Below are 26632 nucleotides of genomic sequence, written 5' to 3' on the forward strand. Positions count from 1 at the left end.
TAAGCCCTAATTTATGAGCAAAAGCGAGTGACTTGCATCGACAAGTTACTCGGTTCCATCAAGATCTTATCTATAAGATTGTTAGAACATGAGCATTTTCAATCATTTTCGATATAATTAGAGAAAATGCTTAATATATAAATACGTATGAATTTGAAAAAACTCTTCATTTTAGCTTTTGTTAGCGTCTTCTCAGGTTGTGCCGTCTACGCGGGTTTAAACTTCGACGAGTTGTTTGGTGAGCAACAAGTACGCGATCGCCAAGCCCCTATTCTTTCGGCTCAAGCACAGCACTTCATTAACGAAGTAAAACCCATCATTGATAACCGATGCGTGGTTTGTCACGCTTGTTATGATGCGCCCTGCCAGTTAAAGATGTCTTCAGTAGAAGGTATAGACCGAGGTGCAAGCAAAGCACTCGTTTATCAAGGTACCCGTTTAACTGCTTCTGCCCCTACTCGCTTGTTTGAAGATGCTATAACCACACAAGAGTGGCGTGATGCGGATTTTCATCCTGTCCTCAATGAGCGTATGCAGAACTCAACCGCTAACCTCGATGCAGGTCTTGTTTCTCGTATGTTGATCCAGAAAGAGAATCACCCTCTACCCGATCAAACCCAGCTAGAAGGTTTCGACTTCTCAACCGACCGAGACCAACAGTGCCCAACGATTGAAGAGTATGCCCAATATGAGAGAGATTACCCAACTTGGGGAATGCCGTATGGGATGCCGAATTTAGATAAAACAGAATACGCAACTTTAATGAGTTGGTTAGAAAATGGCGCGTTGATGAACGACCATATCCCGCTGAATGATGCGGAACAAGAGCTCGTTAATGTCTACGAAAGCTTTTTAAATAAAAGTGACAATAAGAGCCAACTTTCAGCTCGTTACATCTATGAGCACCTGTTTTTATCTCACGTCTATTTTTCTGATTTAGCTCAACCCACACGTTTCTTCACTGTTGTTCGCTCTGCAACACCACCAGGTGAAGCGGTAAAACGCATCACGACTCGTCGCCCTTATGACGATCCAAAAGTAGACCGTGTTTACTACCGCCTGATTCCAGAGCAAGGCAGCATCGTCGACAAAACGCACATGCCTTTCGCACTTAATAAAGAACGTCTACAAAAGTGGAATAACTGGTTTGTCGATGCGAATTACTCAGTAAAACAACTTCCTAGTTACAACATTGATGTTTCTGCTAACCCAATGACTTCGTTTGAAGCGCTGCCAGTAAACTCGCGATTCCACTTCATGTTGGACAATGCTCAAAACACCATCATGGCCTTTATCAAAGGGCCAGTGTGTCGAGGTCAACTTGCTCTAAACGTGATTAACGATCGTTTTTGGATTTTCTTCATTGACCCCGAGAAAGCCGACTTACCAGAAATAAACGCCTTCTACGCGAGCCAAAAGAAAAACTTAAAGCTACCTAGTGAGCTAGACAGCAATACGGTTCCTGTCACTAATTGGGTAAGATACGCGAAGCAACAAGCACGATACCTAAATGCCAAATCAGACTTCACCAACCAATGGTTTGAAAGTGGCGTAAACCTGGACACTGACATCATTTGGGATGGCGATGGCGTCAACCCAAATGCAGCCCTCACCATCTTTAGACATTTTGATAGCGCATCTGTTGTGCAAGGGTTAGTTGGCACGCAACCTAAGACGGCATGGATTCTTGATTATGCTCTTTTAGAACGCATTCATTATCTTCTCGTCGCAGGCTTCGATGTCTACGGTAACTTTGGCCACCAACTGATTACACGCATGTTCATGGACTTCTTACGCCTTGAAGGTGAGAGTAATTTCTTAACCCTTCTTCCTAAAGACGTGCGACATATTGAACACTCAAGTTGGTATAAAAACCAAAGCACACAATTGAGCGACTACTTGCAGCGTAATATTGCACCTTTTGAACAACCAACCAGTGTGGTTTACAAAACGGCCGATCCTAAGCGTGAACTGCTTAACATGATCAAAGATAAGCTCGCACCTGTCCTCGATAATCGCTTTGATATTGTTGAAACAGGTTTTGGTAAAAAGAATGAAGCACTGCTTAATCAAGTGAATTTGATTAAGGGAGAAGGCCTACATCATGTACCTCAATTAGTCATGATCATGATTGAAGGCGAAAACGGCGAAGAGCAGCTGTTCACCATGATTCACAATAACGCTCACAGCAACATTTCTAGCCTTTTTAATGAAGAAGGTAACCGCGATTATGCCAATGATGACCTTACGCTCATACGAGGCGTTGTCGGTAGCTACCCTGCGGCTTACCTGTCATTAACTGAGAATGAGATTCCGACTCTGGTTAAAGCGCTACAAAGCTTAAACACAGAAGAAGACTACGTGGCCTTGCTAGACAAGTTTGCGGTACGACGCAGTTCTAGCGAGTTCTGGCCATTCAGTGACCGAGTGCATCGTTGGTATCAACAAGACCAACCAATTGAGTTTGGTTTGTTGGATTACAACCGCTTTGAAAATAGATAATAAGTAATAAGCCTTGGTTTTAGTTCTAGCTCTTGGGAGAGATTAGTTTTAAGAGGCTAGTCGTTCTGAAAGAAGGCTCACTTGCTCGATATAAAAAATCCTCTGACGATATTCGTACAGAGGATTTTTTGTTGGTCTTGCTGATTGGGTATTGCTTAAAACAAACTTACACCATTAAGCAGAAACATAAGGGAGGAGAGCCTCTAACGAATCTTTAACCAATTCAGATAAAGCTTGGTCGTTATCTCTGTACTGCAGTAATGGGGCTTCACTTGCTTCAATGCTCTGACATAAACTGTACAGTGCTGATAAACCCAAGCTACCTGCAGATCCTTTAAGCTTGTGCGCCAAAGACTTCACTTCTCGTCCATTATCGGCTTCACTCGCCTCGACTAATTCATTCAAAGTAAGGTTGCTGCTCTCCTCGAAAAGCACAACGATTTGCTTCATTTTCTCTAAACCAAGAATCGATAGGTCACCCTCTATCACTTTGGAATCAATCAGTTTCACCGGAGCGTCTCCTTCATCTTGAGAGTCAGTTATAGTAGTGTGCTTAGCCAAAAGTTCAACCATCTGTGTCGAGTACAATTCATCACTGTTCCCCTTAATAACACGGTTACCATTTTGCTTACACACAGCATCATTTGGATCGGGCTGTGGCAACAATAGTTTTTTACCATCGAGTTGAGCAACGATGAGCTGAGAAAGTGCTTCCTTTTCTAGCGGTTTAGGCAAGAAACCATCAAACCCTGAGGCTAAATAACTCTCGACTTCCTCATTGAATACGTGAGCTGATACTGCAATCATAGGTGGTACTTTACGCGTGGCACTTTGCTCATGTTGGAGCGCATCTTCTTTGAGTTGTTGAATTAGCTCGACGCCATCACAGTCCGGTAAGTTAATGTCCACCAGCGCAATATCAAACTCTTGCTCACTGAATATGGCTCTCGCTTCTTGTCCAGTTGTCGCTATCACAACATCGTGCCCCAGGTTATTCAAAAAGCCTTCGGCAACAATACAGTTCACAGGGTTGTCTTCAATCAGAATGACCTTCGCTCGGATGCAAGCTTCAATGACCGTTGCTTTCGTTTCAATTTTCTCACCTACTTCAAGTGGCAATGAGAACCAAAACTGACTGCCCTCGCCTTCTTCCGAATGAACGCCAATATCCCCATTCATTGCCAACATGATGCTTTTACTGATCGCCAATCCAAGCCCTGTGCCACCGGTTTTGTTGCGACCGCTGTCGGTTTGAGTAAAGGCATCAAACAAACACACCTGTTCACTTGCATCAATACCGACACCGGTATCTGACACTTCAAACATGACGCGATTTTCATCTTCGACATCTAAGCTAATGAAGATATCGACCGAACCACTTTCAGTAAACTTAATCGCATTGCCGACCAAGTTATTTAAGATTTGGCTGATTCGTGTTACGTCGCCACGCCAATAGCGTTGAACATCACTTTCGATATGGAAATCAAAATTTAGCTTCTTCTCAGCAGCTCGCCCTTCCATTAATTGGTAGGTGTCTTGAACCATCTGATGGAGATCAAACGAAGCTGTACGTATTTCTAAATGTCCCGCTTCTATCTTGGAATAATCCAACACATCATTCAAAATCGCGAGTAGGTTCTTACCGCTGCGGTTAATGATGTCAGCGTAGCCTGATTGCAACGGATCTAGCCCGGTATCTTTGAGCAATCTTGCGGTACCTAACACACCGTTCATCGGTGTTCGTATTTCATGACTCATCGTCGCAAGAAAAGCGGATTTCGCTCGGCTTGCTTGTTCTGCGGCGTTGCGAGCTTTCGCGTGATTGCCCACCTCGACATTCAGCTTCTCATTGGTCTTCTGCAGCTGATAGGTTCGGTCTGTGACCAACTCTTCTAAGTGTTCTTTGTGCTCTTCAAGTTCGCGTTTCGCCTTTGCTTCACCCACCGCAACCACTTGCAGCGCCTGCGCGGTATTTCTGGCAGTGATGATCGCCTCGCCCATATGAGCCAACTCATCATTACCCTTAACCGAGATATCAATATTCAGGCGACCTTGTGCGATAGACATCAAAGCCGATGAGTATTCAGTAAGACGTTTCACAACCGAGATATACACCACACGCCACACGATAAATGCGACGATAACCAAACCAATCACCGAAATCACAGACAGTGACCATTGAGCAAGATTCAACGTGCTGGTCAGCTCATCAACCGCTTTTTTGGTGCTTCGGTTTGAATCATCAACCAGTTGGTTAACTGTTGTATTCAATTGAGAGAACAACTCTAAGGTATTTTGCATCAGAAACTCTGACTTTTTGGTGTTCTCATATTGTTCTAACGAAATATCGAACACGACTTGGCGTTTTCTGAGCTCTTCAAGAAGCTGAGACATCTGCGCTGAACGAGTAGGATCTTCGACCGCTTTAACGCGGCGTGCCATGATTCTTAGATTGGAATCAAACTCAGATTGGATTTGATGAATACGTTCTACGTTGGTAACGGTTTGCGTTTCTTCAATTTGGTTAAGCATTTTGAACGCCAGCAAATGCAATTCGTGTAGGCGCTCAGACAAATCAAGGTCAACCTCTACAAGCGCATCTAAGGCTTGGTAGGCTTTATCCGTCTCTTTGGTTTCTAGCAGGTCATAAATATGCGTGACGTTAGCAACCGCAATGGTGGCCGTGTTCAAAACTTGGGTTCGTGTCAGCTGCTCTAGCTCTTCGGCAAGTAAGCGCATCTCTTCGACACGAGACGACAGCTCTTTGTTTAACCAAAGCTTACGCTCAACCGACACACCCAACTCAGCCAGTGTGTTAATAACGCTTTGAACATTATTTTCGAGTTTATTAAGAAGTTGAGAATCGAAACTATCGACACCAAGATCTTTGATATGCTGAAGAAGTGACTCAAGTTGATCGAATAGTACTGTGCCAGCCTCTTTTCTTTCTGCTTCATTTCTCGCATTAGAAAGCGTTTGTACTGACGAAATAATACGGTTACTCAACTCAGAAACCTGACGAGCTTCGATCATGGCAGGAAGCGCCGAATCAACGACGTTTCTTTCGGTTTTTGCTACAAAGCTAAAACCAGAAACACCAATCAATGCAGACAATAGAACCAACAGTGCCATCACTAAGAATGAGGCCAGCAGCTTGCGTCCAATACTCGCTGAAGCTAACAACATAAACTCTAAACCTTAAAACGTTCTTCTTTACCCATGCAGAATACGCTATATTTTGCAGTGTTTCTTATCTAAAACCAATAAAACGGCAATTCATGCTATCTAGATCTTTCGCTTCAAAAATTCTTTTCTCACTATTGGCCTCAGTGACTACTGTCGCAAGTGCTAGCGAGCCTTTGAGCCCAATAAAACCCGCCGAAGCCACATCACACAAAGAGAAAATTTGTGCCATTTATCCGCACCTCAAAGACTCTTATTGGTTGTCGGTAAACTATGGAATGATCTCTGAAGCAGAAAAGCAGCAAGTGGAACTAAGAGTTTTGGAAGCTGGCGGTTACCCCAACGTGGCCAAACAAGCCTCACAACTGGTACTTTGCACACAATGGGGAGCCGATGCCATTATTCTTGGCACAGTTTCACCTGATGCTTACCATGACAACCTTACTGATTGGGTTGGCTCAACGCCTGTGTTTGCGACGGTCAATGAGTTAACCGTCAATGAAGAGCAACAAAAGGTATTGAAAGGCACCGTCGGTGTCGACTGGTATCAAATGGGGTTTCAAGTCGGCGAGTTTTTGTCAAAGAGACACCCAAAGGGATCCGGCGAAACGCCTATCGCCCTGCTACTTGGCCCTCAAGCAAGTGGCGGTACAAAGCCTGTTGCACTTGGCTTTTATGATGCGATCAAGTCGAGCGATATCAAAATTGCGATCAGCTATTGGGCAGATAACGATAAAGAACTACAGAGAAACCTAGTACAGCAAGTCATTGAGCAGCCGGGTATTAAATATATTGTGGGAAGTGCCGTCGCGATTGAAGCAGCGATCAGTGAGCTACGAGCGGCCGATAAAACAGAAGAGATTGGGTTAATTTCGAGTTACTTAAGTCACGGAACCTACCGTGGTTTACTTCGTAACAAGGTACTTTTTGCACCAACAGATAAAATGGTTGAGCAAGGTCGCTTGTCGGTAAAACAAGCCACCAGTTACTTACGCGGCCGATCTTACGAGCAACACAGCGCACCAATTATCGAAGCGCTGACACCAGCAACACTCAAAGATCAAATTATCGCCGACTCATTGTCACCTTCTGAGTTTCGTCCGGTATTCAGTGTGAATCCTTAGTGCTATATTGGCTGAAGAACTCAAAACAATAAAAACGAAACAACAATTTAGGGAACATTCATGCAAAAAACGACGCGCACTATGCCAACGCACAAGCATATCGCTTTGGTCGCTCATGACCACTTCAAACCTGAGCTACTAAGATGGGTTAAAGAGAACAAAGAAAAACTACAAAAGCACTTCCTTTACGCAACGGGCACAACAGGTTCTCTACTGAGTAAAGAGACGGGCTTGGCAATCAAGAGCATGATTAGTGGTCCTATGGGCGGTGACCAACAACTTGGCGCGCTTATCTCTGAAGGCAAGATCGATATGCTGATTTTCTTCTGGGATCCACTTAATGCTGTACCACACGACCCAGATGTAAAAGCACTGCTTCGTATCGCAAGTGTTTGGAACATTCCTGTGGCAACCAACCGCGCTACCGCTAACTTCCTATTTAACTCTTCACTGCTTGAAGAAGAAGTGATCATCGAAATCCCAGATTACGAAGCGTATCTTGCTGAACGTACTTAACGCTTAGTTTGACTGAATCATACGTTACATACTAAAAAGCCTGCACAATCGCAGGCTTTTTGTTCGTCTGAATATAGGGATATGGACTACTTGTCACTCCACACTGCCATTTCGTTGCCACTTGGCTCTCTAAAATGGAAGCGCCTACCACCAGAGAAACTGAATATCTCACGGTTTACCTGTCCACCAGCATCCATCACGTCACGTTCAGTTTGCTCAAGATCTTGGCTATAGAAAACCATCAGCGCTGCGCCGTTATCCGTATTCGACGCCAGATCCGCCAAATAGAAACCGCCCATTAAGCCTCTACCTTCAAAAGCAGAATACTCAGGGCCATAGTCTTCGAAGCGCCAACCAAACACTTGGCTGAAGAACGCCTTAGTTGCTGCGATGTCTTTCGCAGCAAATTCAATGTAGTTAATAGAGCCGTGTTCCATAGCAAACTCCTTCTGCTTTATGCGTCTGCCTTGTGATATTAAGGCAGGGCTTGAAGATCTAATATTAGACAATCACGTCAGGTAACATCACTTTTTACGAACAACGGGGTAATCAGAACCATGCAGCTCTTGCACAAAGCCAGAACCGTCACCGCTGTGCGTAATCCATACTTTCTCTTTTGCCCGCGTCATTGCTACATAGAACAAACGACGCTCTTCCGCATAAGGGAACGCGTCTGATGATTCAGTCAATGCGCCATCAATATGCAGCTGTTTCTTCTTGGTCGGGAACTGTCCTTCGTCAACACAAAGAATAATCACAAAGTCCGCTTCTTTACCCTTACTCGCGTGGCAAGTCATGAACTTGATATCAATGGAGGTGAAGATCTTCTTCCAGTCTTCCAACAACTCTGGTTTGTGGTAATGGTTACGTCCAAGTAGCAGTACAGACTTATTGGTTTTGCCTTTAGATTGGCGGTTCAATTGGTCGAGGATCTTCTCAACTTCTTTGCTTGGCGCACTGTACACCGCCTTCTGCTTCTGTTGCTTGAAGCTGTTCAGTTCTTTCGGAATCTGAATTGGGTTTTCTTGTACAAAGCGATTGGCAACTGCACCTAACTGATTGTTAAAGCGATAAGTGGTATCTAGGTGATGAATCGTCGAGCTCTCAAAGCGGTCTTTAAAGCCGGTCGTGAGATCCACATCGGCGCCTGCAAATTGGTAGATTGACTGCCAGTCATCACCTACAGCAAAAATAGAGGCTTGGTGCTCGGCTTTAGACTGATTGCAAAGCGCCTCAACCAAGGCAAGACGATCTGGCGAGATATCTTGATACTCATCGATCATGATGAACTTCCAAGGCGAGATAAACTTGCCCTTTTCAATATACTGAGTCGCTCGGCTGATCATGGTTGAGAAGTCGATATGATTCTGTTCTTTCAATTCTTTTTGCCACGCTGTCACACATGGCCAACACAGTGAAAGCTCACTGTTAAGACGTGTATAGTCTCGGTGATCAATCAGCTGTTGCTGTACTTCTTTTTTGGTTAAGCCCGACGCATTCAACTGTTCAAGCTGCTTTTCAAGCCAACCAATAAGTTTAAGGTTTGAAACATGACTACCAAGCTCGTCATCACCGGTTAAATAAGCAATTGGCCATTTAGATAAGTGCTTCTGCCAGCGTTTGAAGTTGGTCGGCGTCATCCAATGCTTTTTCAACCAATCAATGCACCATGCTTGGCGTTGATTGTCATCGAGTGCTAACGGAGAAATAACCACGCGTTCCGGCTCAACCTGATTAAGGATCTTTAAACCCAACTGGTGGAAAGTACTGACTTGTACCTTCTCTGCTGATAAACCAATTTTACTGTCGAGGCGCTGTTTCATCTCTTCAGCTGCTTCTCGGCCAAAGGCGAGCAATAACATCTCTTCTGCTTGAGCTTGATGGCTTTGCAGTAAATACGCGACGCGAGCAGTTAGAACACTGGTTTTACCCGAGCCTGCACCCGCTAAAATAAGGTTGTGATCATCATTCATCAACACCGCATATTGTTGCGATAAGTTCAGTGGGGACGATTCACATTGAGCGAACAATACTTCCCAGTTTTTTCGCTCGGTCTCTAGCCATTGCTGATTTCTTTCAGCTTGCTTGATTTCCGTTTCAGACAACCATGGCTGCATGCGAGCAATGCGATTTGGCATGCGTTGCGCCGCTTCCTCAAGGGTCATGGTCATGTTTTCTAGACCTGAGTTGACCATATCGACCCAAGTCTTAACTTTAGAATGCGCTAGAAAGGCTGGTAGCTGCTCAAGACGCGTTAATTCGGTTTCCCATTGAGGAACGTGCTCAGCTAGTTGTTCACATTGTGTGTCATGCCACTTCTGATAAGCAGCAACCGATGCGCGTGCAAATTGACGGCATTGATCCCAAGGTAGGCCTTGTACTAACCAACTGCGCTGTGTTCCGTCCTGTTGATTAGCAAAAAATTGTAGCGAGCCCCAAAACAATCCGCGTTTGATCGCGATCTTGCCACTCCAAATAGTAAACGGGATACGCTCTTCACTGCCTACTGAAGATAACAGCAAGCGTGGACCATCAAGTTCAACCTGATGATATTCATTTTGAATAAAAAACTGTGCAGTCTTGTTAGCGCTTAGCTGCATTGGAGTGTGCTCTTAATTGGGAATATTGAATTTATATCATGATGCAATGAGAATTAATAATATCTCATATCTTATCGACGCTTTCATGACCACCTACGGGCAATTATGGATAAGTATCAAATTCTTGTGCTTGATTTCTGTTAGGATTATGGTTTTTAGTGTGTCAAGTGAGCGACTGTGGACTTTTCAGCCAAATTACGCCTCTATTGGGCGAATAAAACCATAAATTACAGCGTATTAATTCTCATCACTCTGCTCGGTGTGGTGGTGCCTGCTTGGTATTATGGACAAAACACACTGATCACGCCTTTGATCTTAGGCGTTATTGCAGCGGCTCTTGCGGAAAGCGATGACAGCTTTACCGGACGCTTAAAAGCACTTACGCTGACCTTTATCTGTTTCGCGGTTGCGGCTTTCTCTATTGAGCTTCTCTTCAATACGCCTTGGCTGTTTGCGATAGGGCTTTTTGTTTCAACTTTCTCCTTTATCATTCTCGGGGCAATTGGCCCTAAATACGCGAGTATCGCGTTTGGTTCTCTCTTAGTTGCCATCTATACCATGCTCGGTGCCCATGAGAGCACCAACCTTTGGTTTCAACCGCTTCTACTGTTAACTGGTGCCGCTTGGTACTACTTCATGTCGATGATTTGGCAGATAGTGTGGCCAATGCAACCTGTGCAGCAAAACTTAGCCACGGTATTCGATCAAATCGGTAATTACATCGATTCAAAAGCGGAACTCTTCTACCCCGTTTCAGACTTGATTCCCCAACCACACCGAATCATTGAAGCCAAACTCAACGCGAGTACCGTTAATGCACTCAACATGTGTAAAGCGACACTGCTTAATCGCTCTAAACGCGGACACATTGATGGACCAAGTGACCGATTTCTTAATACCTACTTCATCGCACAAGATATTCATGAACGCGTAAGTTCAAGCCATTATCGTTATCAAGAACTGGCAAAGCACTTTGAACGTTCTGACGTGTTGTTCCGATTTAAGTATCTACTGGAAGCCCAAGCCACAGCTTGTAAAGAAGTGGCGAGCTCATTGAAAGTGGGCGCTGAATACCAGCATGGTGACAAATCTGTACTGGCACTTGATGAGCTGATGTCTTCACTTAACCATCTACACCAACAGAACAAGCCCGAGTGGAAATCGCTGTTAAACCAATTGGATTACTTATTCAATAACCTGGCAACGGTTGAAAAACAGCTATCGAATATCAGTAACCCAGACGCAGAGAAGATTGAAGAAGGTGTATTAGACGACACCAACCCACACACGTTGACGGCAATGTGGCACAAAATCAAAGCCAATCTGCATACCGACTCTATGCTGTTTCGTCATGCGATTCGTATGGCGATCACGCTGACACTCGGCTACGGAATCATCCAAGGGTTTAATATTGAGCGTGGTTACTGGATCCTGCTAACAACACTGTTTGTTTGCCAGCCAAACTACAGCGCAACCCGCCAGAAGCTGACCGCCCGTGTTATTGGTACTGTGGCAGGCCTATTGGTTGGCGTACCGCTACTGACTTTCTTTCCTTCCCAAGAAAGCCAATTGGTGTTCATTGTGATCAGTGGCGTGATGTTCTTTGCTTTCCGAATCAATAACTACGGCTTCGCGACCGGTTTTATCACACTGCTTGTGCTCTTCTGCTTTAACCAATTAGGAGAAGGCTACGCGGTGGTGTTACCAAGACTAGCGGATACCTTTATTGGTTGTGCCCTCGCCGTACTTGCGGTCATTTACGTATTACCGGATTGGCAATCGAAGCGACTGCACAAAGTGATGGCGGATGCGCTCGATTCCAATAAGAATTATCTCGCTCAGATCATTGGTCAATACCGTGTCGGTAAGAAAGACAGCCTCAATTATCGTATCGCTCGTCGTAGTGCCCATAATAATGATGCAAACCTAACTGCCGCTATCAGTAGCATGCTGGTTGAACCCGGTAAGTACCGTACTTCTGAAGATGAGAGCTTCCGATTCCTAACACTCAACCACGCTCTACTCAGCTATATTTCGGCTCTGGGGGCTCACAGAACACGTATTGATGATGAGGCGACACACAAACTGGTGTTAGATGCGCACAGAGTAATCCACGAGCATCTAGACGCTCTAAATGATCAACTCTATTCTCATCAAGAACAGTGTGAAGTGAAAAACGCTTATGACCCTGAACTGGATAAACGTCTGAGTGAGTGGCGAGAAGAAGATGAGAGTTCTGTCAGAATGGTTCTACAGCAGCTCCATTTGATTTATCGAATGCTTCCAGAACTGCATACCTTAGCGACCAAGTTTGCAGTCAAGGTTAAGATCGATAAACCGTTTGAAACAGAAGCTTCATGATTAACAAACAAAATACTGTAAAAACAAAAAGATAACGCCAATCGCTCACCTTTTGATCACCAGCCGTATTTATACATTGCTTTACCCATACCCCAAACTGGGTAGAGCAATTACTTGCCTACCCTTATGCCACAAGGGTTACAGGAGTTTTTACATTGTAGGAATTCTCTGACTTTGATTGACCAAGCCTTAACTTTGCCTAACATTTCTCGGACAAAAAACGACCACAGGAATTTATAGTTGTCTTAGTTTCAGGAAATTTCAAACACCATTTAATATTCGATTAATCTTGTTTGATTTCCTGTATCAGTAGGCTATGCTCTATAGAGCATATGGATTTGAACTAAGGTCACATTATGAACACACAGCAATTTGAAGCATTTAAGCAGCAAATACAGCTTCTTAGTCCACAGCAATTAAAAGAATCGACGGCAACCTTGAAACGGAGAAGCCTTGTTTGCTTACTGAAGAAGAGTTAAACGCGCTAAATGACCTGTTCAGTTAATAGACAGACATCACTATTTTAGCTTAAGTTCACATTTTCACCGTAAATTTCATCTGTTCACCATTGCGCTCAAAATATCGTCCGCCTAGACTCATTTCATACGTCAATAAAAGGTTCTGCTATGTCGATATCTGGTATTCAATCTGGTTACGCGATTATTCAGCAGTCAACTAACATGGCTGAAGAAGCTGCAATCGAGCTCAACCAAGCCTCCAAACACTCTTTAGAATCCGACGACACTTTCCAAGTTAGCGATCTCAGCTTTAATCAAATAGAGCCTGAACAATCCATTTCCTTTAAAGATAAAGAACCTGAACCCGCTTCATCCTCAACCGATTCCTTGATTAAACTGACACAAAGTGCAAGTTACAACCGCGTTGGTGCGAGTGTGGTTGATCGTCAAAACGAAGCCATCGGTAGCCTTCTCGACATTCATATCTAAATTACACTCAAATACAGCCTATATTTTGCGAAACTTTGCTGCTTTTTGCTTCAACAACCACACAAACTGTAACTCATTATATCAGGCGCTTGTTTCTGGTTTATTACTCGGTAGAATCAGCGCAAACCAATTTTCTGCACAAACTTTACTTCATACTATTTATGCCAAAACTAAATCTGCATCGCCGTGACTATGTTTCTATTTTAGGAGGCGACATCTCCGCAGACGAATTAGAAAAAAAGCTTCAACCTCATTTTGAAAAGCCAGTAAATAAACTGACACCTAGCCCCTACCTGACAGAAAAGAATCTCACACGCCGTTGGACTGCTCTCGATAACTCAGAATCACAAAAAGAGCTACTCGACTCCCATACCGAAAGTCAGATTCAAGCTTATGAAAAAAACATCGAACACTTCATTGGCACGGTTAAAGTGCCTGTCGGTGTCTCTGGCCCATTAAGAGTCAATGGCTTATTTGCTAAGGGCGATTACCTCGTACCACTCGCAACCACAGAGGCAGCGCTTGTCGCCTCTTACAATCGTGGTTCCAAACTGATTACGGCTTGTGGTGGCGCAAGTGCTATGTTGCTCAATGAAGGTGTAACGCGTACTCCTGGTTTCGCATTCCAAGGATTAGTTGAAGCTGGGCAGTTTGTGGCTTGGGCTGTGACTCAATATGACCAATTCAAGATCTTGGCAGAATCAACAACCTCACACGGCAAGCTTACCGACATCAACATCAACATCGAAGGCAACCATGTCTACTTGGTGTTTGAATTTCTAACTGGAGACGCTTCTGGTCAGAACATGGTAACCATCGCAACTAATGCTGTGTTTGAATACATCATTGAAAATACACCAGTTCAGCCTGACCATGCTTTTCTTGATGGCAACTTATCGGGCGACAAAAAAGCCAATACCCAAACCTTACGCAGCGTTCGTGGCAAAAAGGTAACAGCCGAAGTAAACATTTCTGCTGAGCTTGTTGCTAAGTACCTTCACACCACACCAGAGAAGATGGTTCAGTTTGGCCAGATGACCACTGTCGGCGGCGCTCTGAGCGGTACGATTGGTATCAATGCCCACTACGCGAATGCACTAGCAGCGCTCTACATTGCTTGTGGCCAAGACGCAGCGTGTGTTGCTGAGTCTGCGATTGGTATGACTCGTATGGAACTCAACAAAGAAGGCGGTTTATACACGAGCGTGACCCTACCTAACCTGATGTTAGGGACTGTCGGCGGCGGTACTGGGTTACCAAGCCAAAAAGCATGTCTCGATTTGTTAGGACTACACGGTAATGGTAAATCACAAGCCTTAGCCGAAGTGTGTGCTGCGCTGTGTTTGGCTGGCGAGTTATCGATTGTCGGTGCATTCTGTGCAGGCCACTTTTCACGAGCTCACCATAAGCTGGCTCGCAAATAACCTTAATCCGATTTGGCTTGATCGTTTTTGTCATTCATGCAAAATCACAAGCCAACCTGAATACGTGAGTCACACATGGATTACTTACACTTATCGAGAGTGAGCCTTAAGCACCTCACTGCGCTGCATATTATGCTGAACACCCACAGTGTTACTCAAACGTCTGAGCAGCTTTGTGTCAGCCCTTCGAGTGTGAGTAAAACTCTGTCTCAGCTACGTAGCATCTTAAATGACGAACTGTTCTACCGAGATGGGACCAAGCTCATCCCGACTCCCTTTGCGCTTCAAGTCGCACCAACGGTTCACGCGATTCTTTCTAGCATGAATGGATTGCTCCATCAGAAGAGTTTTAGCCCTCAAGAGTACCAAGGCAGTTTTTCTCTTTCGATGCGCGAAAGTACCTTCGAAGTCTTTGCCTCAAAGATAAGTCGAATCACCACCGAACTCGCACCAAACGCCAAACTCAACATCTATTCGAAACAACAGCTCGGCTTCGATGCTTTGCTTAGCGGCAAGGTGAACTTGATCCTGTTGCCCCATGATATATCTCAGCCGCCGACCGACAACAAAGAGCTGGTTTGGGAAACAATTCTTCCTGACGAGATGGTTTGTTTGATGGGCGCACACCACCCTCTTGCTCAGCAAGAACTGACCGTGGAAGGCTACCTAGATTACAAGCACATTGGGATTTTAGATAACGAACTGTCTCAACCTTACTTTGAGCAAAGCTTGGTACAACGTCACAAACCTAGAGAAATGGCCATATCGGTCGCGGACTTTGGGGCTGCGGCTGTACTTTGTCATCATACTCCCTTCCTGTTCACTTGTTCGAAGCAGTGGGTTAAGCATGCAAAGCAAGCTCAGGGCTTAGTGAGCAAACCCTTGCCTTTTGATTACGGCAAGGTGGCGTATAGCTTAGTGTGGAACAAGCCAAATATGAATGATCAGGCCATCAAATGGTTGCGCGACTTGTTCTTAGAAGCTTAATCCTTTTAATGATTTAACGTTGTTTTAAGCCTGGCTGAGCGTCTAAACAATTTAAAAGCTAGGTATAGACCTCAGGCGTTTGCATAGGTCTTTGAACTATCGTGTAGAGCTTATCGTGAAAGCTCTGCATCTGCTGTTCGGTGCATTTCGGCCAATCTAACGCTTCGCCAATCACACCATGATGTTGAAACGCATTCAGTCGAATTCGAACATCACTTGGTAGAATCTTCAAGTAACGCCCCACCTGTTCAATTTCATCTTCAAGGTCGCTTTTATTCGGAATATGCAGCAACCTAACTTCGTGCAGTTTTCCTTTATCTGCTAAGTAGTTAATGGTTTCAAACACCCTATGGTTGCCTCTGCCTACTAACCATTGATGTGTTTCCGATTGCCATGATTTTAGGTCAATCATCGCACCATCAAGATAAGGCAATATTCGCTCCCACCCTTGCAGTGACAGCGAACCATTACTATCAATAAAGCACGTGAGATGCGCTAACTGTGGATCACTTTTAATTGCTTCAAACAGTTCGATGATAAACGGCAGTTGCATGGTCGCTTCACCGCCAGAAACGGTGATGCCACTTAAGAAAAACTGATTATGCCTAACGAGTTCAAGTACTTCCGAGACCGTCATTGTGGTAATTTTCGGGCTCGACTTGTGATCGCAGATATCAATGCACTGATCGCAGTTGGTGCAGGCTGCTGGGTCCCACTTCACTTGGCCATCAACCATGCTTAGAGCATCGCTTGGACACCCGCTGATGCAGTCTCCACAGTGGTTGCAGTGATTAATGGTGTGTGGGTTGTGACAGGTTATACAATCGAAATTACACCCCTGTAAGAACAGTACTAAACGATTTCCCGGGCCATCAACACAAGAAAAGGTCAGCACACGGCTGACCTTCGTTTGTTTTTCTGTCTTATTATTTTTAACCCTAGCCATTTGAGTTGTTAGATCAGAAACTTTCATAATTTGTATTGTTTGGTTATGGGTATAGTTAGATTAAAGCGCTATTCGTACGTTGGCGACATCTCTAAGCTCGCGACGCGCGGTTTACGTTCTAAAATGCCCGTATTCTTCGCTGCTTCAGCTCCCAAGAAAGTCGTGTTAGTACGCGAATCTTGCTCGTCGTATTTAGCAATGTCTGACAGTTTAATCATATAGCCCGTCACACGAACTAAGTCGTTCGATGCAACGTTAGCGGTAAACTCACGGTAACCAGCTTGGATTGCGCCTTTGCACAAGTTAAACATCGCTTCTGGGTTAGATTTCACTGTTTCATCGATGGTCAGAATGTCGCTGATACCTGAGGTATAGAACTTGTGGTGACCCGCAGTAGCACGCACGTAAGAGACAGGATCAGGTTCTGTTCCATAAGGAATACGCACACCTGGAGTCACATCTTCATCTAGGCTAATACCGCCTTGAGCATGTAGTAAAGCCTTGCCTTCTAGCCCATATTTCACTTCTGAGTTCTCAACGACCTCAGCCAGTTTTTCAGAGATGCGATGCCCAAGTTGGTTAGCTTGTTCATCATGACCATAGCGCCCTGCTTTACCCTCTTTTTCCATCAAGATGTTGACGGCTTCAGCCATGCCGTAAATACCAAACATTGGCGCAAAGCGATCTTCTTCAATCAAACCTTCTTGAGTTAAGAAGCCTTCGAAGAAGTTAGACTCTTCATGTAAGAAGCGGCTACGAGCGTTCATCAACTCAACCATGATGCTACTGTAGTTCGGCAATACTTGTTGTAAGAAATCGACACTGTCCTCAGACTTTAACGCCACTTGTTTCAGGTTCATACGTACTAGCGTATTTGAACCACCCGCCAAAGGTAGAGAGTTGTAGCAACTCACGATTCCAAAACGCTTATCACCATACGCTGCGGCATGTGCTGGATAGTTGGCGATATGTGGCTTGCTGCATTCACAAATGTTGCTTGCTGCATGACGCAACAGATCATCAGGCGTCACTGCAGGGTCGTACATAAAGGTTAAGTTAGGTGCGATCTGCTTGAGCTCAGCATCGACACGTAAAATCGTACGGCAGATAATGTTGTCTGTCGGTCCGATATTCACATGCATGAAGGCATCTGGTAGTGTGCGATCCAACATAATCCAGAACAGCTTAAGCTTTTGATAAACCTGCTCTTCCGTTAAGTCGCCCACGAAAGGCATCAACACATCGTCCAGTTGACCTAAGTAAACCGGAATGGAAGTCACTGACGGAACGTGATGATAAAGGATGGTTAGCATGTTCAATGCTTCGTCGAAATTAGTTGCCGCGCTAAGCTCTAAATACTTTGAGCCTTGATGTAAGTATTTAGAATAATCGGGAAGCACATAGCGCGGCTTAAATGGGGCGTGACCTTCAAACATGTCACATAGCACACCTTGTTGTAAGGCTTGCTCTACTTCATTGCTTACCGGCATGTACGGTAGGCTAGCTTCAGCTTCTAAGGCAAGATAACTCGATTTCTGTTTTGGAGACAGATTGGCATCTGAAATGATATTGCTCAAGCGTTGTTGTTGCTCTGAAAGTGGTGAAGAAGTAGATGACGCAGATTGGTGGCTCATGATTAAACCCTTAAAATTGTTATGGACTTATTTTATATCTCACCGTTACATTTCCACTAATGAAATGTATGCAAGACTGTTTTTCCAAAATGGAAATTAGATACTTGAAGTTAGCCGGCATTAAGACACTAGGAATAGTCCGTTTAAAACACGAAGCCGTAAAAATAGAAAAACCCACATAACTGGCTTTAAGGCCGTTAATGTGGGTTTCGTTATTTAGGTTAGCGCTGTCAGAGTTAGCTAAAGGCAATACTCTTTACAGATAAAGGAAGCAATTACAGATGAGGAAGCACTTGTTTGCGTCCAACGCCCATCAGTACTTTTAACTCACCTTGTGGTGTATCAACCGAGAACGGTGTCGACACTTCAACAACAGAGAAACCTGCCGCACTCAAGACATTCTCTGAGCGCTGTTGGCTTACGCCATAGTCTTCACTGCCGTTTTCTAAGTACCAATCCCAGTGTACAAACGTGCCATCATTTTCAAGCAACGTGTAAATCAGACTGACTGTGTCTTGTAGGTTAGGGATAAAACCACACACCGAAGAAGCGACCACTAGGTCAAACTGGTTTCTGAATGCTGGATGCTGCGCTGCTAGTCCGCGCGATAAAATATCAACAACCGGTTCAACGTTAGGTAGCTCTTTCTTATCTAACTCTTCAATCATCCCTTCGGAGATGTCGAGTGCGATGATCTCTTTTGCTAAAGGAGATATTTTCTGGCTGAGTAGTCCTGTACCACAACCAAAATCAAGGACACGGGTTCCGTTTAAATCAACGAGCTGTGTCAACTGGTCAAATACGGACTGTGCGAATACTGCGGTCGCGGGATCTTTATCCCAATCAACGGCGTACTCGTCCCATTGTTTCGCCATCATGGCCTCCATCTTTACTTCTTGTAGGTTCGGAACCCCCCCAGAGTAAACCAAATTAGTCAATTCGTCATAGAGTTATCATGCAAAGATGGACTATTTCTAAGATAGTCAGCACAATATTCAGATAATATGCACCAGCCCCCCGCTTAATATGGAAATGAAATGAACCTTTCTCAAGTCCAAGCCTTTTGTTCCGTTGCTGATTTAGGATCAGTGTCTGAAGCTGCACGCCAGTTAGAATGCAACCGAACCAAACTTAGCATGTCGATTAAAGCCTTGGAAAAAGAGTTAGATGTCGAGTTGTTTGTACGTAGCGGAAACCACGTTGAACTTTCTGAAGCAGGCAAAGCGATTTACAAGGATTGCGAAGGCCTGTTAGTGACAGCTGCACGTATCAAACAAACCTGCTTGCATGTTTCGGGGGAATTTAACGCGGAGATTTGGATTGCACGAGATGACTCATTACCCGATGAGATGTGGCAGGATTTATCGCACGCTCTCAATAACAAGTACCCTTCGACCTCATTCAACTTCGTTCTCGCGTCGAGCGGCGATTTAGCTAACCTAGTTGAAACTCAGCAAGTCGACTTCGCATTTGGCGTCGATTACGAACGTGTCGATGACCCAAGAATTATCTACAACCCACTTGGTAAGATTCGAATGATGTCTGTTTGTAAGAAAGGGCATGATTTGAGCGCGATGCGACGAGTGTCTGATGAAGTACTGAGAAATTCGATGCAAGCGACCATGGTTTACCTTAATGAAAAGGATAACCCTGAACTTGAGCCCTTCTCGCGCCGTTACATCGGCTTCTCTAGCTTCGACTTTATGTTGGATACGATTTTACGTGAAGAGGCCTGGGGCGTAATGCCAGAACCATTGATTCGTCACTTGCTACGTGAACAAGAGTTAGCGGTGATCAAACACACATATGGCCTGACTCAAGAAGACTACTGTATGTTTACTGCGGCTGGCATGGCCGAACATCCAGGAATGAATTGGTTGGCTGATCAGCTGAGTGATTACTTGTTTGATTTCTAGTTTTAACTTCCCAATATCTAATTTTATCTTCCCAATATAAGATCGGCGCGAGCTATTGCCTGCGCCGCCTTTTGCGGTCTAAGACTGATGCAGCCTAATTCTGATATAACCAAAGACTAAACCGTTTAGAAAACCATTACGTGATCCACTAAGTAGCGTCCATCCTCTTCAACCAATACCATTTCGGCGACAAACTCGCCTTTTGCGATGGTGTAAGCTTGCTTCCAGACAAAGGCGATGGAATCAGAGCGTCTGAATAGCGCCACTGGCTCACGCTCAGCAAAAAAGCCATTACTGTGCTGATAATGGTGACACACCTTTTCTAAATATTCTGGCGTAACAATGTCTTTCATTCTTTGAGTAAAGTCTCGACAGTGCTGTTCATGATCAACCTTGGTTGAACCATCCATCAGGTTATCCATGATCGGGTTAGCAATCGCCCACAACTCGTTATCATTGATATCGTCAAACTTCATATCGATTCATTCCTTGTCCATCGCAGTCGCAGCCAAATCTAGAGGACTAATAAGACCTTAGCGACTAATGTGTTTTATTAATCATAAACGATCCTATTTCAGTTGCACATCATCCCCAAAAAACACTCAACGTCAGTTTTATTGACACCTGACTTTCAACTTAAACCACTGAATTTAATGGATTTATATGTATTGGTTAAATAAGACATATAAATATCATCAGATAAAGTTTGTAAAGTTAGCTCAATATTAGAACAATGAAGTTATCAAAAACATCTGGAAAATATTATGTGTGACAGGAAAAGCCAAAACGAAAATCGAGTACTATTGTTCTCAGCCCTTTTAGCATCAGGCTTCGCTATTGGCGGATTGGTGTTGGGTCTTATCGTTGGCTCTCTGGTCATAGTATTTGACGGTGTTTATTCTCTTATCAGCTTACTGTTAACTTTATTGTCACTAGCGGCCTCGAAATACATCAATCGCCCTTCGGACACTGAGTTCCCGTTTGGTCGAGCAATTATCGAACCGATTGTTATTGCCATTAAAGCCGTTGTGATTCTGCTTGTGGTTGGTTATTCACTTTACTCTGCGATTGGTGCCTTGATGACAGGCGGTCGTGAGGTGGATGCTTCTATCGCAACTTTGTTTGGTATTTTCAATGTGTTGGGTTGTGGTTACGCTTGGTGGTACATCGCTAACAAGAGCAAACGTATCTCTTCAGGGCTGGTTCAGGCCGAGTCTAAACAATGGCAGATGGATACACTATTGAGTGTAGCGGTAACCGCTGGTTTCTTAGTAGCATGGTCAATGACGTTTTCACCTCTTGCGGCTTACGCAGTGTATGCCGACCCTATGATGATGTTACTAATGTCTTTCTACTTCATCAAAGTACCTTTCGACATGTTACGTGAAGCAATGCGCGAACTACTTATGATGTCGGCGACCAAAGATATTTGTGATGCAGTGGATAAGAACGTTGTCGCGGTAGACAAAGAAGCGGATCAAGATTTGGAGCTGATGGGTGTGACTAAGGTTGGTCCTGAGCTAAGAATCAACGTTGATATTCATACCAACGACCAACAAGCCATTGCAGTCGATGATATTGAACGAACGCGCCGCCAACTTAAGCGACGCTTATCGAAGATGCCTTATGAACTTCAATTGAATCTCAATATCGCGAGTTAAAAGTCGAAAGTTAAGAACCAAGACTTAACCAATCAATTTCTCGCGAACTAAGACTCTGATTGAACCTTTTTAGAAGCCGACGCCGTAACCGTCGGCTTTTTTTCTCTTGTTACCCACCAGCAAGCCAGTGACCCCACAGTGACCATACACACGCCCTGCCAAAACGTCATGCTCAGTGACAAACCTAAAATCATGGAAGACAGTAAGGTCGCAAAAATAGGCGTGAAATAAGACATAGTCGCTAGGAAGACCATATTGCCGCCAAGTATCGCTGTATTCCAAAGCGCGTAACCTGCGCCCATACACACACCGGCCAGCACTAAGTCAATTGCAGCATTGGTTGTCATCACCATGCCGGTTTCGTTACTCAATGCGTATTTGATCCATAAGGTGATTGCAGTCGCGATAAAGAACAACACAATCGCATTCTGCCCTTTCGCCACTTTCTGAGTGTAATTACAGTAAACCGCCCAAATAATCGCGCCGAAAAACGCCATTGAATAGGTTTTAGGGTTAGTTGCAATATTGGCTGCGATTTGATCAACAGAAAGCCCCTGATCGCCGCTGATACTCCAAGCCACACCAAAGAAGGCTAAGAAGATACTTGGGTAAACCAACCAGTTAATCTTTTTATCGCTAAGCAGCACAGCGAACAACACCGTCAATGCAGGCCAAAGGTAGTTGATAACCGCCATTTCCAAGGCTTGATGTCGGTTGTTTGCCATCCCTAAAGCCAGAGCCAAGAAGATCTCATAACAAACGAATAGAGCACCACCAATCAGCAGATACGACTTAGAGAAGCGTGACAGCTTAGGTAAACCCATAACACAGACCAACAAAATTGAGCTCACCGTATAAAGACTGGCAGCGCCACCGATTGGGCCTAGTTGTTCTGATACGCTACGAGAAAGCGCAATTAAGCAGCTCCAAAGTAAAATGGCAGCAATGCCGTAGCAGCTATGGCGATGAGATTTCAGCACGCCTCTTCCTTTTCTTTATTGTAATGGTCTAATTAAAGCGAGCTTAAAGCAAAGATAGGCTTAAGCACCACTATCGATAACTTGCAGTAGGTAAAAATAAGTAGCCGAGCACATAACTGCACTCGGCTATCAATCATTCACTCAAAAATCTAAAAGCAATTAGCAATTAGCAATTAGCAATTATGCCAATAGAAGTGCTTGCAGGTCAGCTAAAGACTTAACTTGATAATGAGGGTTAATACCCGCTGGCGTTGCCTTTTCTTGACTGTTTAACCAACAAGTTTCAATGCCAAAATCTAGTCCGCCTAGAATATCTGAATGTGGGTTATCTCCGACCATCAATACGCGTTGTTTTGCTGGTAAGCCAACAAGCTTGTGTGCATGTTCAAAGATTTCAGCATCTGGTTTAGCAACACCCACTTCTTCAGAGATGATCACGTGGTCAAAATAGTCTGTCATTCCAGTGCGTTCTAAACGGATAGATTGCAGCTCGGTGAAACCATTGGTAATGATGCCCATGTTCACTTTGCCTTTTAAAGACTCCATCAACTCTTTTGCACCAGGAAGCAGCGAACAGATGTCTGCCATTGCGGTCAAAAATGCACTGTTTAGTTCTGCTGTTGTTGTCTCTAGCTTTGTTGCCCAGCTTTCAAAACGCGTGTGCTTCAGTTGAGCTGCCGTAATGCGCCCATCTTGGTAATCTACCCAAAGTGGTAAATTCACCTCTTGGTAAACCGAATAATCCTGTTCACTAAAGTCCACACCAAAACGGGAGAACATCAGCTTCATTCCTTGAAAAGCATCAAAGTGGAACAAGGTTTCATCCGCATCAAAGAATATCCAATCGTACTTCATTTTCTGTCCTGTTATTCGCGCTGTTGAGCAGTGCTGTGTCTGTTTTTATCGTAGTTTTGCTTAATTTTTCTTTTCGCCTTGTAGGCTGGCAATCGCTTTACTCGTAAATCTGTGAGCCTGTATATAAATCTAATAATTTATAGAAAACAAGCCACAAGTCATGATGTATCGCAAATTTTGCCACATATTAAACCAATACCATACAAGAAATACACATTAGGTACCGGGAGGTATTATGAAGCACTTTTTACCGTCATCTGTCATGCTCACCCCTTTTCTTGTCAAATACTATGATGAGGAACCAGAAGACACCCCTAACACTGAAGAGTCACAAGCTCCTCAAATTGAATGCAGTGATAACTCAGAGAAAAGCTCAATCCTGGCTGAAATTGAACCGACTTTCAGTGAATAAGCTTATTTTTCATTGTTATAGAGCGCAATTCTGTTTCTGATCGAGTCAATTTATCACTATCTACTACTGACAAAGAACACACCAGAAAACCATAAAAACGATTGCTATATGAGCCCTATCACAACGACTAACCAGAAAGTGTTAGTTCGAAATCAAAGTTGTTCCAGATCAATGGTCGACCACTTGAATGCCGACAACATGTAGGAAATTAAAAATCATAATTAACGGAGTTTTCCAATGTCTACTGCATTTTACATCCCTACAATCAACTTCATGGGCACTGGCTGTTTGAAAGATGCTGCTGATAGCATCCAGTCTCAAGGCTTTAAAAAAGGTCTGATCGTTACAGATAAGATCCTGAATCAAATTGGTGTAGTTAAGCAGGTACAAGACCTTCTTAGCCAGCGCAGCGTAGACGCAGTTGTATTCGATGGCACTCAACCAAACCCAACCATCACTAACGTGAACGATGGTCTAGAATTGCTGACTGACAACGATTGTGATTTTGTTGTTTCTCTAGGTGGTGGTTCTCCACACGACTGCGCAAAAGGTATCGCATTAGTTGCTTCTAACGGCGGTAAGATTGCTGATTACGAAGGCGTAGACCAGTCTGAAAAACCTATGATGCCTCTTATTGCTATCAACACAACAGCAGGTACAGCATCTGAAATGACACGTTTCTGCATCATCACCGATGAAGAGCGTCACATTAAGATGGCGATCGTTGATAAGCACACAACACCGCTTATCTCAGTAAACGACCCCGAGTTGATGCTCGCTAAACCTGCATCACTGACTGCAGCTACGGGTATGGACGCGCTAACACACGCAATCGAAGCTTACGTTTCTATCGCCGCAACGCCAATTACAGACGCGGTAGCAATTAAAGCAATCGAGCTTGTTCAAGCACACCTAAGAACAGCAGTAGCACACGGCGAAGACATTGAAGCGCGTGAGCAAATGGCTTACGCACAATTCATGGCTGGCATGGCTTTCAACAACGCGTCTCTTGGCTACGTTCACGCAATGGCGCACCAACTGGGTGGTTTCTACGACCTTCCACACGGTGTATGTAACGCTATCCTACTGCCACACGTTCAACGCTACAACGCGCAAGTTTGCCCTGAGCGTCTACGTGATGTTGCAAAAGCAATGGGCGTGAATGTTGAAGGCATGACACCAGAGCAAGGCGCAGAAGCGGCTATCAACGCGATTGTTCAACTAGCAAACGACGTGAACATCCCAACAGGTATCGCACAGCTTGGTGCGAAACTAGAAGACATCCCAACGCTGTCTGACAACGCACTGAAAGACGCATGCGGTTTTACTAACCCTAAACAAGCGACTCACGAAGAAATCTCAGCGATCTTCGAAGCGGCAATGTAATCTAGATACAAGTCACTTCTTATAGCTAAAGCAAACGGGCTCACCTTCTGAGCCCGTTTTCAATTGTCCGTCCAATCCCTTTCAAACCTTTACCTTCAACACTAGCTACCAGATATTAGCCATAAAAAGTCGCATTACCTAAATTGCTTGGTTATAGTTAAACCATTGATAAATAGAATAACCAATAGGTTCCATTGAGTCGTAGGATAGTTAGCACCTCATTATTGACGTCATTCCTTGCATACTCCGCTCAAGCAGAGGAAAAAAATGAGTGTCACAGTCAGCCGTTAGAAGACGCCCCTGTCGAAAAGGCTTACCATTTCCTGAACAGTAAATTTTGCCAACCTGCGTTGTGGTTTGACAGCTTCTTTGTGGATGACCGAATAACTGAAGATGCTCGTGCGGGCACCTCTGTGCGTTGGTACAACGACTTCATTTACTCGGAAGGCGGCGATGTCGACTACTCAACAAAACTCAAAGCGCGTTTACACCTTCCCTTTGTGAGCAAGCGGCTGAAATTAATCTACGAGTCTGTCAGCGATGAAGAGTTCTTGGATTTTTTTCCGAATGATTCAGATGAATTAGAAAGTGCGTTAGGTCTGCGTTACGACGCGTACGCCAAAGGCTATAGCAGCTTCAATATTAAGGCGACATTACGACCACGCATCGAAGCTCGTTACCGCTTTACCTACCCTCTTACAACCGATGTGGTATTTAGGTTAACTCAGCGTATTTATCAGGAAAAACAAGAAACTGGCGAGATCACTGATATTGATTTTGACCTATCGCTCAGTGATAAGTTCCTGGCCCGATCGTCAAGTTTTGCTGGGTATAACGACGATCTTAAAGGTTGGACCTATGGTACGGGATTAAGCTTGTATCATTACCTTTCTCAAGACCAAGCACTCCAATATAGCGCCACGATTAATGCAACGGATGAGCCTTATAATCACTACGAATACGCTCAGGTTTCGATTACTTACCGGCAGAACGTATGGAAAGAATGGCTGTTCTACGAACTCATTCCTCGTTATCAATGGGAACGAGAACCTTATGAGAAGCACACGGAAGAAGCGAATATCACGCTTCGAATTGAAGTCTTGTTCAATAACGTATAGCGGTTAGATAAGCTTGATAAAACAAACCGAGAACCAAGAGCCAAGAAAAAGCACATCAAATGATGTGCTTTTTGGTTTCA

At 44.3% G+C, this 26632-nt stretch carries 21 protein-coding genes; 12 read left to right on the forward strand and 9 right to left on the reverse strand.

Annotation, left to right across the window (positions count from 1 at the left end):
* Positions 1–147: 147 nt before the first annotated feature.
* Positions 148–2502 carry a fatty acid cis/trans isomerase gene (locus tag BCU34_RS13585; RefSeq protein WP_102478867.1) on the forward strand — a complete coding sequence of 785 codons (2355 nt, stop codon included), beginning with the start codon at positions 148–150 and terminating at the stop codon, positions 2500–2502.
* 174 nt (positions 2503–2676) lie between these two features.
* Here BCU34_RS13585 and torS read toward each other — a convergent pair whose 3' ends face one another.
* Positions 2677–5688, reverse strand: coding sequence for a TMAO reductase system sensor histidine kinase/response regulator TorS (torS, locus tag BCU34_RS13590; protein WP_102478868.1), 3012 nt, complete (start codon positions 5686–5688; stop codon positions 2677–2679).
* A gap of 92 nt (positions 5689–5780) precedes the next feature.
* Between torS and torT the strand changes: the two genes are divergently transcribed.
* On the forward strand, positions 5781–6809 hold the full coding sequence (gene torT, locus BCU34_RS13595) for a TMAO reductase system periplasmic protein TorT (RefSeq protein ID WP_102478869.1): 1029 nt from the start codon (positions 5781–5783) through the stop codon (positions 6807–6809).
* A 60-nt stretch (positions 6810–6869) separates the two neighbouring features.
* Positions 6870–7325, forward strand: coding sequence for a methylglyoxal synthase (locus BCU34_RS13600; protein ID WP_017064778.1), 456 nt, complete (start codon positions 6870–6872; stop codon positions 7323–7325).
* A gap of 86 nt (positions 7326–7411) precedes the next feature.
* Here BCU34_RS13600 and BCU34_RS13605 read toward each other — a convergent pair whose 3' ends face one another.
* Both BCU34_RS13605 and helD read right to left on the reverse strand, forming a co-directional pair.
* Positions 7412–7762, reverse strand: a complete 351-nt coding sequence (locus tag BCU34_RS13605) for a VOC family protein (RefSeq protein ID WP_102478870.1) — start codon at positions 7760–7762, stop codon at positions 7412–7414.
* Between the two features lie 87 nt (positions 7763–7849).
* Complete coding sequence (helD, locus tag BCU34_RS13610) at positions 7850–9925, reverse strand: DNA helicase IV (RefSeq protein ID WP_102478871.1); 2076 nt, start codon at positions 9923–9925, stop codon at positions 7850–7852.
* Between the two features lie 177 nt (positions 9926–10102).
* Here helD and yccS point away from each other — a divergent pair, with 177 nt between their 5' ends.
* The 4 genes from yccS (at position 10103) to BCU34_RS13630 (ending at position 15644) form a co-directional block, all read left to right on the forward strand.
* Positions 10103–12286 (forward strand): YccS family putative transporter, encoded by a 2184-nt coding sequence (gene yccS, locus BCU34_RS13615; RefSeq protein ID WP_048660380.1) that lies wholly within the window; start codon positions 10103–10105, stop codon positions 12284–12286.
* A gap of 626 nt (positions 12287–12912) precedes the next feature.
* Complete coding sequence (locus BCU34_RS13620; protein WP_048660381.1) at positions 12913–13233, forward strand: hypothetical protein; 321 nt, start codon at positions 12913–12915, stop codon at positions 13231–13233.
* A 161-nt stretch (positions 13234–13394) separates the two neighbouring features.
* Positions 13395–14657 carry a hydroxymethylglutaryl-CoA reductase gene (locus tag BCU34_RS13625; RefSeq protein ID WP_102478879.1) on the forward strand — a complete coding sequence of 421 codons (1263 nt, stop codon included), beginning with the start codon at positions 13395–13397 and terminating at the stop codon, positions 14655–14657.
* Between the two features lie 75 nt (positions 14658–14732).
* Positions 14733–15644, forward strand: a complete 912-nt coding sequence (locus BCU34_RS13630) for a LysR family transcriptional regulator (protein ID WP_102478872.1) — start codon at positions 14733–14735, stop codon at positions 15642–15644.
* Between the two features lie 58 nt (positions 15645–15702).
* Here the strand turns inward: BCU34_RS13630 and BCU34_RS13635 are convergent, their stop codons facing one another.
* The 3 genes from BCU34_RS13635 to BCU34_RS13645 form a co-directional block, all read right to left on the reverse strand.
* A complete protein-coding gene (locus BCU34_RS13635) occupies positions 15703–16617 on the reverse strand; it encodes a YjjW family glycine radical enzyme activase (protein WP_102478873.1) in 915 nt (304 codons plus the stop codon).
* Positions 16618–16658: 41 nt separating this feature from the next.
* On the reverse strand, positions 16659–18224 hold the full coding sequence (locus BCU34_RS13640) for a YjjI family glycine radical enzyme (protein WP_102478874.1): 1566 nt from the start codon (positions 18222–18224) through the stop codon (positions 16659–16661).
* 275 nt (positions 18225–18499) lie between these two features.
* Positions 18500–19099, reverse strand: a complete 600-nt coding sequence (locus BCU34_RS13645; protein WP_048660386.1) for a class I SAM-dependent DNA methyltransferase — start codon at positions 19097–19099, stop codon at positions 18500–18502.
* A gap of 162 nt (positions 19100–19261) precedes the next feature.
* Between BCU34_RS13645 and BCU34_RS13650 the strand changes: the two genes are divergently transcribed.
* Positions 19262–20140 carry a LysR family transcriptional regulator gene (locus tag BCU34_RS13650; protein ID WP_019825766.1) on the forward strand — a complete coding sequence of 293 codons (879 nt, stop codon included), beginning with the start codon at positions 19262–19264 and terminating at the stop codon, positions 20138–20140.
* Positions 20141–20265: 125 nt separating this feature from the next.
* Here BCU34_RS13650 and BCU34_RS13655 read toward each other — a convergent pair whose 3' ends face one another.
* On the reverse strand, positions 20266–20616 hold the full coding sequence (locus BCU34_RS13655; protein ID WP_048663383.1) for a hypothetical protein: 351 nt from the start codon (positions 20614–20616) through the stop codon (positions 20266–20268).
* A gap of 288 nt (positions 20617–20904) precedes the next feature.
* Here BCU34_RS13655 and BCU34_RS13660 point away from each other — a divergent pair, with 288 nt between their 5' ends.
* On the forward strand, positions 20905–21801 hold the full coding sequence (locus BCU34_RS13660; RefSeq protein ID WP_055319427.1) for a cation diffusion facilitator family transporter: 897 nt from the start codon (positions 20905–20907) through the stop codon (positions 21799–21801).
* Between the two features lie 47 nt (positions 21802–21848).
* Here BCU34_RS13660 and yddG read toward each other — a convergent pair whose 3' ends face one another.
* Together yddG and yjjG are read right to left on the reverse strand one after the other, a co-directional pair.
* Complete coding sequence (gene yddG / locus BCU34_RS13665) at positions 21849–22781, reverse strand: aromatic amino acid DMT transporter YddG (protein WP_102431506.1); 933 nt, start codon at positions 22779–22781, stop codon at positions 21849–21851.
* Between the two features lie 180 nt (positions 22782–22961).
* Positions 22962–23636, reverse strand: coding sequence for a pyrimidine 5'-nucleotidase (gene yjjG, locus BCU34_RS13670; RefSeq protein ID WP_102478875.1), 675 nt, complete (start codon positions 23634–23636; stop codon positions 22962–22964).
* Positions 23637–23871: 235 nt separating this feature from the next.
* On the opposite strand from yjjG, the gene BCU34_RS13675 reads away from it, so the two are divergent.
* The 3 genes from BCU34_RS13675 to BCU34_RS13685 all read left to right on the forward strand — a co-directional run bounded on the left by BCU34_RS13675 (position 23872) and on the right by BCU34_RS13685 (position 26552).
* Positions 23872–24048, forward strand: coding sequence for a hypothetical protein (locus tag BCU34_RS13675; protein WP_165905187.1), 177 nt, complete (start codon positions 23872–23874; stop codon positions 24046–24048).
* A gap of 237 nt (positions 24049–24285) precedes the next feature.
* Complete coding sequence (yiaY, locus tag BCU34_RS13680; RefSeq protein ID WP_102478876.1) at positions 24286–25434, forward strand: L-threonine dehydrogenase; 1149 nt, start codon at positions 24286–24288, stop codon at positions 25432–25434.
* A gap of 194 nt (positions 25435–25628) precedes the next feature.
* Positions 25629–26552, forward strand: coding sequence for a hypothetical protein (locus BCU34_RS13685; RefSeq protein ID WP_102478877.1), 924 nt, complete (start codon positions 25629–25631; stop codon positions 26550–26552).
* Positions 26553–26632: the final 80 nt, after the last annotated feature.

It is taken from the genome of Vibrio sp. 10N.286.45.E10 (assembly GCF_002874195.2).
Taxonomy (GTDB): Bacteria; Pseudomonadota; Gammaproteobacteria; order Enterobacterales; family Vibrionaceae; genus Vibrio; species Vibrio crassostreae.

Excerpts from the sequence above, each read along its gene's own strand:
- BCU34_RS13585 (WP_102478867.1), top strand. The coding sequence starts at position 148 with ATGAATTTGAAAAAACTCTTCATTTTAGCTTTTGTTAGCGTCTTCTCA.
- torS (WP_102478868.1), bottom strand. The coding sequence starts at position 5,688 with ATGTTGTTAGCTTCAGCGAGTATTGGACGCAAGCTGCTGGCCTCATTC.
- torT (WP_102478869.1), top strand. The coding sequence starts at position 5,781 with ATGCTATCTAGATCTTTCGCTTCAAAAATTCTTTTCTCACTATTGGCC.
- BCU34_RS13600 (WP_017064778.1), top strand. The coding sequence starts at position 6,870 with ATGCAAAAAACGACGCGCACTATGCCAACGCACAAGCATATCGCTTTG.
- BCU34_RS13605 (WP_102478870.1), bottom strand. The coding sequence starts at position 7,762 with ATGGAACACGGCTCTATTAACTACATTGAATTTGCTGCGAAAGACATC.
- helD (WP_102478871.1), bottom strand. The coding sequence starts at position 9,925 with ATGCAGCTAAGCGCTAACAAGACTGCACAGTTTTTTATTCAAAATGAA.
- BCU34_RS13620 (WP_048660381.1), top strand. The coding sequence starts at position 12,913 with ATGTCGATATCTGGTATTCAATCTGGTTACGCGATTATTCAGCAGTCA.
- BCU34_RS13625 (WP_102478879.1), top strand. The coding sequence starts at position 13,395 with ATGCCAAAACTAAATCTGCATCGCCGTGACTATGTTTCTATTTTAGGA.
- BCU34_RS13630 (WP_102478872.1), top strand. The coding sequence starts at position 14,733 with ATGGATTACTTACACTTATCGAGAGTGAGCCTTAAGCACCTCACTGCG.
- BCU34_RS13635 (WP_102478873.1), bottom strand. The coding sequence starts at position 16,617 with ATGAAAGTTTCTGATCTAACAACTCAAATGGCTAGGGTTAAAAATAAT.
- BCU34_RS13640 (WP_102478874.1), bottom strand. The coding sequence starts at position 18,224 with ATGAGCCACCAATCTGCGTCATCTACTTCTTCACCACTTTCAGAGCAA.
- BCU34_RS13645 (WP_048660386.1), bottom strand. The coding sequence starts at position 19,099 with ATGGCGAAACAATGGGACGAGTACGCCGTTGATTGGGATAAAGATCCC.
- BCU34_RS13650 (WP_019825766.1), top strand. The coding sequence starts at position 19,262 with ATGAACCTTTCTCAAGTCCAAGCCTTTTGTTCCGTTGCTGATTTAGGA.
- BCU34_RS13655 (WP_048663383.1), bottom strand. The coding sequence starts at position 20,616 with ATGAAGTTTGACGATATCAATGATAACGAGTTGTGGGCGATTGCTAAC.
- BCU34_RS13660 (WP_055319427.1), top strand. The coding sequence starts at position 20,905 with ATGTGTGACAGGAAAAGCCAAAACGAAAATCGAGTACTATTGTTCTCA.
- yjjG (WP_102478875.1), bottom strand. The coding sequence starts at position 23,636 with ATGAAGTACGATTGGATATTCTTTGATGCGGATGAAACCTTGTTCCAC.
- BCU34_RS13675 (WP_165905187.1), top strand. The coding sequence starts at position 23,872 with ATGAAGCACTTTTTACCGTCATCTGTCATGCTCACCCCTTTTCTTGTC.
- yiaY (WP_102478876.1), top strand. The coding sequence starts at position 24,286 with ATGTCTACTGCATTTTACATCCCTACAATCAACTTCATGGGCACTGGC.